This is a genomic window from Arthrobacter sp. 05N429 (assembly GCF_056397045.1).
In genome coordinates this window covers 433,274-445,562 of the sequence record NZ_JBFTMQ010000002.1, presented here as the reverse complement: position 1 = coordinate 445,562, position 12,289 = coordinate 433,274, and the positions used below count along the sequence as shown (strand labels likewise).

General features: G+C 61.6%; 9 protein-coding genes. 4 read left to right on the top strand and 5 right to left on the bottom strand.

From position 1 onward, the window contains the following. Positions 1-46: 46 nt before the first annotated feature. Positions 47-268 carry a helicase associated domain-containing protein gene (locus AC1DF4_RS05990; RefSeq protein WP_476912017.1) on the bottom strand — a complete coding sequence of 74 codons (222 nt, stop codon included), beginning with the start codon at positions 266-268 and terminating at the stop codon, positions 47-49. A 788-nt stretch (positions 269-1,056) separates the two neighbouring features. Between AC1DF4_RS05990 and AC1DF4_RS05985 the strand changes: the two genes are divergently transcribed. The 4 genes from AC1DF4_RS05985 to AC1DF4_RS05970 all read left to right on the top strand — a co-directional run bounded on the left by AC1DF4_RS05985 (position 1,057) and on the right by AC1DF4_RS05970 (position 8,008). Next, positions 1,057-2,997 carry a type I restriction-modification system subunit M gene (locus AC1DF4_RS05985; protein WP_476912016.1) on the top strand — a complete coding sequence of 647 codons (1,941 nt, stop codon included), beginning with the start codon at positions 1,057-1,059 and terminating at the stop codon, positions 2,995-2,997. Then, a complete protein-coding gene (locus AC1DF4_RS05980) occupies positions 2,994-4,253 on the top strand; it encodes a restriction endonuclease subunit S (protein ID WP_476912015.1) in 1,260 nt (419 codons plus the stop codon). Before AC1DF4_RS05985 ends, AC1DF4_RS05980 begins: the two co-directional genes overlap by 4 nt. Further along, entirely contained in the window at positions 4,250-7,189 is a 2,940-nt protein-coding gene (locus tag AC1DF4_RS05975) for a type I restriction endonuclease subunit R (protein WP_476912014.1), read from the top strand. Before AC1DF4_RS05980 ends, AC1DF4_RS05975 begins: the two co-directional genes overlap by 4 nt. Before the next feature lie 108 nt (positions 7,190-7,297). Next, positions 7,298-8,008: a hypothetical protein gene (locus AC1DF4_RS05970; RefSeq protein ID WP_476912013.1), complete on the top strand. Its 711-nt coding sequence runs from the start codon at positions 7,298-7,300 to the stop codon at positions 8,006-8,008. A gap of 193 nt (positions 8,009-8,201) precedes the next feature. Here AC1DF4_RS05970 and AC1DF4_RS05965 read toward each other — a convergent pair whose 3' ends face one another. From AC1DF4_RS05965 to AC1DF4_RS05950, 4 genes are all read right to left on the bottom strand, one after another. Then, entirely contained in the window at positions 8,202-8,876 is a 675-nt protein-coding gene (locus AC1DF4_RS05965) for a recombinase family protein (protein WP_476912012.1), read from the bottom strand. A gap of 26 nt (positions 8,877-8,902) precedes the next feature. After that, on the bottom strand, positions 8,903-10,222 hold the full coding sequence (locus AC1DF4_RS05960) for a hypothetical protein (RefSeq protein ID WP_476912011.1): 1,320 nt from the start codon (positions 10,220-10,222) through the stop codon (positions 8,903-8,905). A gap of 374 nt (positions 10,223-10,596) precedes the next feature. Then, the gene (locus AC1DF4_RS05955; RefSeq protein WP_476912010.1) at positions 10,597-11,112 is read right to left on the bottom strand and encodes a hypothetical protein; all 516 of its coding nucleotides are present in this window, start codon (positions 11,110-11,112) and stop codon (positions 10,597-10,599) included. Then, positions 11,096-12,256, bottom strand: coding sequence for a relaxase/mobilization nuclease domain-containing protein (locus AC1DF4_RS05950; RefSeq protein WP_476912009.1), 1,161 nt, complete (start codon positions 12,254-12,256; stop codon positions 11,096-11,098). Before AC1DF4_RS05950 ends, AC1DF4_RS05955 begins: the two co-directional genes overlap by 17 nt. Positions 12,257-12,289: the final 33 nt, after the last annotated feature.

Genomic DNA, 12,289 nt, shown 5'->3' with positions numbered 1-12,289 from the left:
CGCGCTCCCGTCCCTAGCTGACAGGCCGGGAGGCGCGACCTTCCGGTCACCGCCGGGGAGGTCGGCCCCTGGTCCTTCCGATCTGCCAGCCGGGAACGGTGGTGTCCAACAGGCTGACCTTCACAGGTTCGAGGTCGCCGCGGTTCCGTTTGTAGCGCTGGGTGTGGATCCACACGCCCAGCGTGTGTTCGCGCTCGGAGTCAGAGTGGTGGTGGCGTGGCCAGTCGTGGCCTTCCTCCAGGAGAGCCGCGAGCTCGTCCAGGCGCACTTCCCCGAGCGGGAGCGGCTCACGCTTCGTTGACGGGAAGCCTTGGCGGGTGTTGCCCTCTCTGGAATGATGAACGCAACCTGCAGAGAGGGCGAGCCAATGTCCGCTGTCAATAGGGAAGCCAGGGCGTCCAGGAAAGTGACCATTCAACGGATTCGAAGCGGTATCCGGGCGGCCCAACTTCGGGTCGCCTTGGACGAGATTCGTGGGCGGGAGACTCCGGAGGCGGTGGTGCGCCTGGCACAGCGAACGCCCCCGACGCTGCCCTCTCCATTCGCGACCTTGAGAACGCCGAACGGGAAGCTCCGGAGGGATCCGGAGGCTCGGAGAGAATTGGCACTACATGTGCGCCGGAATATTCTGGCCGCGCAATTGAGGGTCGCACTGGACGAGGCACGCGGCCGGCCGACGCCCGAGGCCGTGAAGCGCCTGGCCCAAAGAAAGCTGCCGACACTGGAATAGTTTCCCCGCGTCGTGCTTGAGCCAACGGGGCATGTACATCGCACCACGCCGTCCGACATTCACGGCGGCTGCCAAGGCCCTGGGATACAAAGGCAGCCCAAAGGCTGTAACGATACGGACAATCCCGTAAACCCTTGAGCCAAGGGCTGGAAACGGCTCGCGGCTTGACCGTTCAAGGGTGGAACGGCCAGGTCTGAGAGAATATCCGAGGAGCCGTCCGCCTTCGTGCAAGTTCGACGGCTCTCCTACAGCAGATCGTCGCCCGACAGTCTGGTCAAGAGTGAAGGATCCCCGTGCCGCATAGCTCCATCAACCACGCTCGAATCGTGGCGCTCATCTGGAACATCGCTGACGACCTGCTCCGCGACCTCTACGTCCGCGGCAAGTACCGCGATGTGATCCTCCCCTTCACAGTCCTGCGGCGACTCGACAGCGTCCTTGGTCCGACGCGTGAAGCTGTGATGACGATGAAGAAGATGCTCGACGGTGCAGGCATCGCAGATCAGGATGCGCCGCTCAGGGACGCGGCGAAGCAGGACTTCTACAACACGTCGGGGTTCTCGCTGCAGGACCTGCGCCATGTCTCCAACTCGACCCGTCTCCGGCAGAATTTCGAGGCGTACCTGGACGGGTTTTCCCCCAACGTGCAGGAGATCATCGACAACTTTGAACTCCGCAACCAGCTTCCCCGGCTCACGAAGGCCGATGCACTCGGATCATTGATCGAGAAGTTCCTCGCGCCTGACCTTGACTTGTCGCCGGCAGGCCTCGACAACCACGGCATGGGCACCGTCTTCGAAGAACTAGTGCGCCGTTTCAACGAGGAGAACAACGAAGAAGCCGGCGAGCACTGGACCCCGCGCGACGCCGTGCGACTGATGACCCGGCTCATGTTCGAACCGATCGCAGACGCGATCCCTTCGGGCACGTACCGTCTCTATGACGGCGCGATGGGCACCGGCGGTATGCTGACTGTCGCCGAGGAGACGCTGCACCATCTCACGGAACCCGCCGGCAAGAAGGTCTCTACCCACCTGTATGGGCAGGAGATCAACGCCGAGACCTACGCGATCGCCAAGGCCGATCTCATTCTGAAGGGCGACGGCAAAGCGGCCGACAACATCGTTGGCGGTCCCGAGTACTCGACGCTGTCGAACGATGCCTTTGCTGGCCAGGAGTTCGACTTCATGCTCTCGAACCCGCCGTACGGCAAGAGCTGGAAGACCGACCAGGACCGCCTCGGAGGCGCGAAGAAGATCATCGACCCGCGCTTCGTGGTCACGCACGACGGTGACGGTGAGTTCTCCCTCGTGACGCGCAGCAGCGACGGGCAGCTGATGTTCCTGGCAAACCTGATCTCAAAGATGAAACAGAGCACCGAGCTGGGCTCCCGTATTGCGTCGGTCCACAATGGGTCTTCGCTGTTCACCGGCGATGCGGGACAGGGAGAGAGCAACATCCGCCGGTGGATCATCGAGAACGATTGGCTTGAGGCGATCGTCGCGCTGCCGCTCAAGATGTTTTACAACACCGGTATCGCGACCTACGTCTGGGTGCTCTCCAACCGCAAGGAAGGGCGCCGCGAGGGCAAGGTCCAGCTCATCGATGCCACCGGGTGGTCCACGCCGCTCCGCAAGAACCTCGGTGAGAAGGGCGTCGAAGTGAGTGCTACTGACGCCGATAAGGTACTCGAGGCGTTCAACGCGTTTGACCAATACGAAGACACCGATCGCTCCAAGGTGTTCGACGGGGTCGACTTCGGCTATTACAGGATCAACGTCGAGCGACCGCTTCGCATCGCCGGAGTGGATCCTAACCGCGCGTACACCGCGAAGGAGATCAAGCAGCTCAAGGAGGACGGCGTGCGCGAGGAGACTGCACCGCCGGTCATCAAGAAGATGCTCCCGTTCGCCGCTGTGCCCGACCCGCTGCACGGCCGGTACGAAGTGATCATTGAAGGTCGAAAGCGCGTGGTGGAGTACGAGCCCGACGCTGAGCTTCGCGACACCGAGAAAGTCCCGCTGACCGAACCGGCAGGTGAATACGGAGACGGCATCGAGTCCTTCTTCCGGCGTGAGGTCGCCCCCGACGCCCCGGACGCCTGGATCGACGAGTCGAAGACGAAGATCGGCTACGAGATCTCCTTCACACGCCACTTCTACAAACCCGCCCCGATGCGCACTCTGGCTGAGATCCAAGCCGACATCCGCGTTCTTGAAGCAGAGACCGATAATCTGATCGCGGAGATCGCGGGTAAAGCGTGGTGACCGCGGGCATGTTCTCTCCGCCGAGCGTGAACCGTGCAGAGAGTGGCTGGCAGAAGCGTTCATTGCGGTCGTTGTTGAGGCAGCGAAGCGAGCGGAACCGCGCGGATCTACCTCTGCTGAGCGTTGCACGCGAGCGTGGCGTGTTCGTTCGGTCGACGGACGATGCCAATCACAACGTCATTCCCGAGGACTTGAGTAACTACAAGGTTGCTCGGGAAGGTGACCTGGTCATCAACAAGATGAAGGCATGGCAGGGTTCGCTCGGGCTTGCACCGGTCGATGGGATCGTGAGTCCGGCCTACTTTGTCTTTAGCGCTGACTTTGCAGTCCCGCGATTTGGTGAGTATCTGCTTCGTAGCAGGCCCTATGTGTCGAAATTTGGTGGGGCGTCCGACGGTGTGCGTATTGGCCAGTGGGATCTCAACATTCCACGCATGCGCAATATCGAGGTCAACTTACCGCCGGCGGAGGAACAGGCGGCGATCATCAAGTACCTTGCACACGCGAACACCCGCATCGACAAAGCTATCGCCGCCAAGCGCCGCCTCATTGCCCTGCTTGACGAGCAGCACCGCGCTCGGAACATGGAAATCCTCGAGGGTCGTGCTGGGGCCGAGGAATATTCGGATCAATGGCCGAAGAAGCGCCTCAAATGGGTGACGCGGCTCCAGCGTGGTTATGATCTTTCAGCCGAAGAGCGCGAGCCCGGCCCATTCCCAGTGATCTCGTCTGGTGGAACGATCGGGTCGCATCGTGAGTCTCGGGCGGCTGGTCCCGGCGTAGTGATTGGTCGCTACGGTTCGACGGCATCCGTCTTCTTCGTTGAGACAAGCTTCTGGCCACACAATACTGCACTTTTTGTGACGAACTTCTATGGAAACGATCCTCGTTGGTGCTATTGGCTCCTTCGGTCGATTGACAAGACTGTGTATGCGGAAAAGTCTGCAGTTCCAGGTGTCGACCGGAAGGACCTTTACGAAATTGAGGTGACTGTCCCTCCCATCACGGAGCAGCGGCGCATGGTTCGCCTGATTGAGCAAAATGTCGAGGAGCTGGAATCGGTCGTGGGCCGATGCCGTGATGAGATATCGCTTCTCCAGGAGTTCCGCACGCGGCTCGTTGCCGACGTTGTGACAGGGCAGGTCGATGTCAGGGCGATCGCAGCGACGCTGCCTGATGCGCCTGAATCGATCGACGACGCTTTCGCGGGACCTGATGATGATCTTGAGGAAGCATTGGTCGGGAGCGAGGCGTGAGCGTGCGGCGACTGGACGAGGAAGACCTGGAGGCGCTCATCGTCGCCCAGATGACAGACGGCGGCTGGACCGAGGGCGCATCAGGCGACTACGCCGCTTCTTACGCTCTCGACCTCGGCCACTTCGTAGCGTTCGTTGAGGCGACTCAGCCCGATCTCGTCGAACCGCTGGGTCTCGCGACGGAGTCTCCCACGCGCCATAAGTTCCTCGCTCGGTTGCAGGGAGAGGTTACCCGGCGAGGCGTCGTTCATGCCCTGCGCAATGGGGTCGACCACCATGGCTTCCACATCGACCTGTACTACCCGACGCCTGCGGCAGGCAATGCGAAGGCCGCCGTCCTGTTCGATGCAAACCGGTTCGTCATCACCCGACAGGTGCACCACAGCGTCAGCAACAGAGGTGACGCTGTCGATCTCGTGGCATTCGTCAACGGTCTGCCGGTGTTCACGTTCGAGCTGAAGAACAACATCACGAACCAGACGGTTGAAGACGCGGTGCAGCAGTACCAGCGCGACCGCGACCCTCGTGAGCCGCTGTTCGCGTTCGGGCGGACGATTGCGCACTTCGCGCTTGACGATCAGCGCGCGCGGTTCTGCACGGAGCTCAAGGGGGCTTCATCGTGGTTCCTGCCCTTTGATCAGGGGTTCAACGACGGCGCGGGGAACCCGCCAAATCCCGAAGGCGTTATGACGGACTACCTGTGGCGGCGCGTGCTCGCGCCGCAGAGTCTCGCAGGGATCATCGAGAACTACGCCCAGATCGTCGTCGATAAGAACCCGAGGACCGGCAAGAAGGTATCGAGGGCCATCTTCCCCCGGTACCACCAACTTGACGTGGTGCGCCGTCTTCTCGGCGACGTGGAAGCACGTGGTGCGGGTCGCCGCTATCTCATCCAGCACTCTGCAGGCAGCGGCAAGTCGAACTCGATCGCCTGGCTGACTCACCAGCTCACCGAGGCCACGCATGCTGGTCGCATCGCGTTCGACTCGATCGTGGTGGTGACTGATCGCATCATCCTCGACAACCAGCTAACTCAGACCATCAAGTCATTCCTGCAGGTCGGGTCAACTGTGGTCCATGCCGACCGGTCCGGAGATCTCCGGCGGGCGATCACGGCGGGCAAGAAGATCATCGTCACCACCGTGCAGAAGTTCCCGTACGTCTTGGATGACATCGGCGCGGATCACCGCGACCGGACCTTCGCGATTATTATCGATGAGGCGCACTCGTCCCAGGGATCGAAGACCTCAGCGGCCGTCTCGCATGCGCTCGGCGGCGTCGAAGCCGACGAGGAGGACACTGTCGAGGACCGGATCAACCGGATCATCGAAGGCAAGAAGCTCCTGACGAGTGCGAGCTACTTCGCGTTCACCGCGACGCCGAAGAACAAGACTCTCGAGATGTTCGGGGAGCCTGTTCCCAATGCGGACGGGGGCACCGGCTTCCGGCCGTTCCACTCGTACACGATGAAACAGGCGATCCAGGAGGGCTTCATCGTCGACGTCCTCGCCAATTACACTCCGGTCGGCAGCTACTACAAGCTTATGAAGACCGTCGAGGACGATCCTGAGTTCGACGCCAAGCGCGCCTCGAAGAAGCTCCGCGCATACGTCGAGGGCAACGAGCACGCGATCGGACAGAAGGCCGGCATCATGGTCGATCACTTCCTCGCACAGGTGGTTGCGAAGCGCAAGATCGGCGGCCAGGCCCGTGCGATGGTCGTGACCTCGTCGATCGCGCGGTGCATCGAGTACTTCCATGCCATCCGCGACGCACTCACCGCCCGCAAGAGCCCGTACCAGGTAGTCGTCGCGTTCTCCGGCGAGCACGAGTACAAGGGCATGAAGGTGACGGAGGCTAGTCTGAATGGCTTTCCGTCTCATGCGATCGCCGAGCAAGTGAAGACCGATCCACATCGGGTTCTTGTCGTCGCGAACAAGTTTCAGACCGGCTACGACGAGCCGCTTCTTCACACGATGTACGTCGACAAGACTCTATCCGGCGTACTGGCTGTGCAGACGCTGTCGCGGCTCAACCGTTCGCACCCGTCCAAGCACGACACCTTCGTGCTCGACTTCGCCAATGACGCCGACGACATCCAACGGGCATTCGAGCCGTACTACCGCACGACGGTGCTGGCAGAAGAGACAGATGCCAACAAGCTGCATGATCTCGTCAACGACCTCGACGCGTTCGGCATCTACGCGCCGGAGCAGGTCGACGAGTTCGTCCGCCGTTACCTGGCGGGAGAGACCCGTGACCGCCTCGATCCGCTGCTCGACGTCTGTGTCGCCAAGTACATTGAGCTCCCCGAAGAGGACGATCAGGTGACGTTCAAGGGCAACGCGAAGGCGTTCCTGCGCACCTACAACTTCCTGTCCACGGTGCTGCCGTACGGCAGCGCTGAGTGGGAGAAGCGTTCCATTTTCCTTGACCATCTCGTCCCCAAGCTGCCCGCCCCCAAGGAAGAAGACCTCGCCGCCGGGATCCTCGAGAACATTGACCTGGAGTCGTACCGCGCCGAGAAGCTTAACGCGATGAAGATCGTGCTCGACGACAAAGACGGCACTCTCGACCCTGTCCCGGCCGCCGGTGGCGGACATCTCACGGATCCGGAGCTCGAAAAGCTCTCCGCGATCGTGAGGAGCTTCAACGATTACTTCGGCAACATTGAGTGGAATGATGCCGACCGCGTGGAACGCTTCATCACGGAGGAGATCCCGCGGCTTGTGTCTGAGGACGAGGCCTACCGGAACGCACAGACCAACGACGACCCAGTGAACGCCCGCGTCGAGAGTGACCGGGCGCTTAGCCAAGTGATGCTTCGACTCATCGCCGATGACACCCAGCTCTTCAAGGAGTTCCAGGACAACAGCAGCTTCAAGCGCTGGCTCGCAGAGGCTGTGTTCAATGCGACCTACCGGAAGGGCGCATGATCACCGCCGCACACGGGTAGTTGGTCGAGTCACAGCCGGCGATCGAGTCCTCGGGCTCAGCCCGAGCCCATATGCCTCTTGGCCACCAGGATGTGGTGGAATTTAGGCATGAGCAATGGTGCCGGCGCGAAAGCACGCCGCGAAGAAGAGATCGCATTCCTGGTCATGGAACAGGTCCTTGGCGTCGACATCAGGCTCGCGGACGCCGCCGGCGGGGACAAGATGCCCGATGGCGCGTGGGTGAGTGACGACGGCCGAACTCGAGGCATCGTCGAGATCACCTCACCTCCTGCCACGGACCTTTTGGCTGACTGGGCCCGGGCGAAAAAGGAAGGCCGACCGCAGACGGAGGGCGGGCAGATCCCATTGCGCCTGAACGAGCTCGCTGACGTCTGCGACCAGTTACTGGCTGCGGACTGGGCGCTCGAAAACATCGAGAAGTTGCAAGCCCAACCGGCGGATGAGCGTCATCTCTTCCTATTCGGGCGAGGTCACGACGTGAAGCACTACTTCTATCGCCTGTCCGACTCGTACGAGGACGGCTCGATAGAGCCCGTTGAGGATCTCGCCCTGCCGGAGGGCATCTCCGACGTCTGGTTCAGAGGCAGAGCCCGACCCAAGACTCGGCAACTGCTGGGAACTATCGAGGTCTGGTTGGCGAGATACCAAGCCGGGTCCGGATGGCAGCGCCATGTGGTGGAGATTGAAGAGCATGACCTGCCTTCTCCGGCCGCTGGCATAGTAGACGACCCCGTGCCAGCTGAGATGAGGCACCCGAAAGACCGAACCGCCGCCAATGCGACGGCCGACAACCGATAGGACCCTCTGGGCGAAAGTGGCCGGCCGAACCGGCACGGAGGACGAGGAGAGGTTATTTGATTGCTCCACGCCTCGCCATTGGCTGCTCATGTCACGCCAGCCGGCCGATTCTGTTAGCTCAGGTCCCGGGTTCGTAGACAGATCCTGCGACGGGATATGAACAAACCGGGGAGTTCTGTCTTGTGGACATCTCCTATATGAGACGAGACTCGTTCACCGCCAATGGTCCGGTGAACGAGTCTCGGAATGTTGTCTCAGAAGTCGCAGCCCCGGGTGGGGGTTTACGAGACTCCGGCCGCTGAACGGTGCCGGTAGTACGTTGCCTTAGACCACCCGACGGTCCGGGATGCACCTCATCGACTCCGAGTCCCTCCGAGTCGATGAGGTGCTTAACGGTCCTGAGGTTCAGAGCGACTCTCTCGGCGTCCGGGGTCGGATGGCCAAACTTCACGCCCCTGGCCTTGGCAGCGTCGACACCGGCCTGGACGCGCTCCTGGATGGGTTCCCGTTCGTACTCGGCGAACGTCGACATGAGGTTGAGCATCAGGCGTCCTTCACGGGTGGAGGGGTCGATGCCGTCCGAGATGGACCTCACCTCGACTCCCCGGTCGAGGAGGTCCTTCACCGTGGTGACGACGTCGATCATGGAACGCCCGATACGGTCTATACGCCACACGACGAGCTCGTCACCTGCACAGAGCCTTCCCTCGAGATTCATCCATCCCGACCGGGACCTGGCTTCCTTGGAACCGGAGACCTGGTCGGAGAAGATCTGCTTCGTGTCGACGCTTGCATCGATGAGTGCCCGGCGCTGGAGGTCGTCGTCCTGCTTGTCCTTCGTCGACGTACGCGTGTAGCCATACTTCATGGTGGATTCCTTCCTGGAACTGTTGATCAGGACGCAGCCAGGAGCTGCTCGCGCCAGGCTTTCTTGATGTCGGACCGCGGCGGCTGCAGGGTGATGATGTCCGGGTAGCCGCCGTACCTCTGCCGAAGGGACAAGGCCTTTTCGAAATCGTGTTGGCTCCCATCTGCTGCACGCAGTTCGGGGCCGCCGAGGACAAACGTGGCTGATGAGATCGTCCGGCGGTGATCGATGAGGTCCTGCCGAATTTCGGGCATGATCTCATCGGTAACGGCGTCGGCAGGCTCAATGCCAAGCGCTAATTCGGCATAGGTCAAAACAGCACCCAAATAAGTCAGCGTTCTGTCCTCACGGACGTGCGCGGAGGAAGTCAGACCTAGACTGGCGGCGTATCTTCTCGCTTGGGAATTGCGAGCGGAACGACTGCCCTTGGCGTCATTCCACATTGCGATCATGTCGATCAAATCGACACGATCGCTTTCGGCCTGTTGGACGGCGAGACGTTCCTGGTACTCGGGTGTGGCCCGCTCTGCCTCGAATGCGGCTTCGCGAGACGCACTTTCCTCGACCAGCTGGCGGGCTTGTGCATCGCGTTCGGCGTCCCGCTCGACAGCGGCCTGGCGTTCCCGTTCAGCCTGGTCAGCGGCGAGGCGCGCCCGCCCGGCCTGTTCTGCCTCGGCCGCCTGCCGGCGCTCTTCGTAAGCCTTGTGTGCGACTTCTACGGCTATTTGGCGCTTCCACTCGGCAGCCTGACGCTCCAGCTGGGTCCAGTGGCCCGTGCTCTTGGCCAAGTAGATCTTCTTGTTCTGGGCATAAACATCGCGTGCGGTCAGTTCGCCAGCGAGTATCCGCTGAGCGAAGCGGTCGACCGCCGCGAGACGCGCCGGACGCTCAGGATCGACCTTCTCGCGAGCATTGAGCGCGTCGACCTCTGCGCGCCAGTCCCAGCCCGGAGTCGCGATCATCTCGTCATCGCCGTACCGGGCCTTTCCAAGGGCCTGCTGGTCAGGGTGCTCATGCGTGTTGTACCGGGCGCCCCGTGACATTGCGAACTTGCCGCGGTCGGTGCCGGGTTCACCCGGGTGGGCGATGAAGGGCCTCACGATGACCGGCACCGGGAACTTGCGCTGCATCGCCGCGGCGGTCCGCTGGGTCTTCGAGTAGAAGAAGACATGGCCGTGTACTTCGGTGCCGGGGTCACGGTCGTGGATCACGCCGTGGCCGAGATCCCTAGGGTGGCCGGCGACGAAGTCTTCGATCATCTCCCGGGTCAAGGCATTGGAGACGATGGACCAGCCACGACGGCGGGGAGGCCTTGGCGCGGTAGGGTTGGTGGTGTTCTTGGACATGCGCTGATGTCCTCTCCGAAACCCCCGGTTGCCGCCGGGGGTTTCCTCGTTATTGGGACTGCGGGTGGACGACACTGCTGGGGCGTACTCACTTTTTCCTCGGCGTACTCACTTTTCTGGAGGGCTTACTCAGCTTTCGCAGAAAATTTGAGTGCAGATCCAAAGCGGAAAAGTGCGGGAACATCGGGAAATAGGAGGTCCACGAGTACTCACTTTTTCGGCAACCAAATCAAGCCGGGTACGAGCGCGCACGCCCAGATCGTTGTGATTCCGCGGGTTGGTGAAGTTCAAAGGGTGAAACGTACTCAGTTTTCGTGTTTTGCTGTTGGAGCTGGATGCCGCACGCTTCTGTGCGATGGAATCCGTGCTACATGTCATCGCTTCCCCCTCCGCCATCGGGGCCACTGCGGCATCCCGACGCCCTTCCAGGTGGCGACCAGTGAAGTGGTCCACCTGACTCCGGCGAAGAGCCCGTATGCGGACGCGGAGAGGCCACTCACTACGGCCAGCCAGCGCCCGATGCCGAGCCACACGCTGCCGTCAACGTCAGTAGCCCACTGCACCCCCGCGAAGAGGCCGGCGACGACCATCCAGAACCCAGCGACGACGGTTGCCACTGGAAGGAGTGTCAGGAACATCGCGGCAGCCGCAGACCAGAGTTGGCGATCGGCCAGTCTGGCGGTGCCTGCCATGATCAGCTCGGCTCGTTCGTTTGCAGCGGCCAGGTTGGCAGTAACGACCTGGGACGCTTCGCCGGCGATCTGGCTGACCGCCTTTTCAATCTGCTGGCTGGCGCGCTTCTCCATGCGCTGCAGAGCCACTCCGGCATTGCTGTTGAAAGCCCTGTTCTCGTCAGCCTGCAGCTGGAGCCTTTCAATCGCCGAAAACATGCCCTGCCGGTTCCTCTGCGTCTCCAGGATCAAGCTCTTCGAGGCGGCGTTGAAGTTCTTTCCGTCGAGACTGTGCGAGAACTCGGCGATCGTCTTCTCGATCTCGCTCAACCTGTTCCCTATGCTCAAGATCTGTAATGACACGCTGGCGGAGGGCTGTGAGGTCGACGGCAGGATCTTCTGTAATTCGCCCTTGACCGTATCCTCGATGACGATCTGCAGGTACGCCTTCAGACCGTTCACGGCCTTCGTTTGCGCGTTCACCGCGGCGATGACCTCCGCGTTTGACGGCCCCGACGGAGTCGATGATGTCGAGTTCTGCTGCTCCTGACGCAGCCGGTCCGCGAGTTGCATGGGTGGTTCCCTTCTGCTGGTTCTGCTGGTGGATGACGAAGACGGCTGTGGCCCCTTCGGCGGTGAATTCCGGAGTGAGTGCTGAGGACTTCTTGCGTCCTAGCTTCCCGTTGTCCGGGCGCCGCATCTTGTAGCTCCACCCGTCACGGTGGGTGACGGCGAGCGTGACGCCATGTTCTTCGAGCACTCGCTCAAAGGCCTGCTGATCGATCGAGCGCGGATCAGAGAGCGCAATGTAGACCTTGTCGCCAAGAGTTTGTTCGAACCCTCCGGGGGCGAATGCCTCCCGCCGGAGCTCCCAGTCGGGCTTGGGCTCCTCGGGGTTGGGAAGCACTCTCAGACCTTCGTCGCGCATGAGGTCATCGTTTAGCTGGCGGAGGCCGTGCTTCCAGCTGGTGTAGCGCTGGAGAGACTTTCCTGTGAGGGTGTCGTGGTTGGCCACGAGGATGTGCGCATGCGCGTGACCACCTGCTGAATCCGCATGCACGGCGATGAGGTAGTCAGCGGTATGCATCCGGTCAGTGAACTTGACCGCGACGTCCAGAACACGTTCCAGATCGTCCTGGTCGGTGACGTCGAATTCATCGGGCGCGTAGGCGACGACATAGGACTGGAGCTCGATCTTGCGGCCATGGACAGCGGCCATCATCTCGGTTCGTTCGATGAAGGAGGCTGGAGAAGCGCCGTGGTTACCAGCGACAGAGATGGCGAATGCCGCCGCACGGGTCTGACCGGTTTCGATGAGTTCGGCACGCCGCTCCCTCGAGTTCCCGAAGAGGACGTAATTCACGGCGCCTGCGGCGTCGCGGGACGATCGGACATT

Excerpts from the sequence above, each read along its gene's own strand:
- AC1DF4_RS05965 (WP_476912012.1), bottom strand. The coding sequence starts at position 8,876 with ATGAAGTATGGCTACACGCGTACGTCGACGAAGGACAAGCAGGACGAC.
- AC1DF4_RS05955 (WP_476912010.1), bottom strand. The coding sequence starts at position 11,112 with ATGTTTTCGGCGATTGAAAGGCTCCAGCTGCAGGCTGACGAGAACAGG.
- AC1DF4_RS05960 (WP_476912011.1), bottom strand. The coding sequence starts at position 10,222 with ATGTCCAAGAACACCACCAACCCTACCGCGCCAAGGCCTCCCCGCCGT.
- AC1DF4_RS05970 (WP_476912013.1), top strand. The coding sequence starts at position 7,298 with ATGAGCAATGGTGCCGGCGCGAAAGCACGCCGCGAAGAAGAGATCGCA.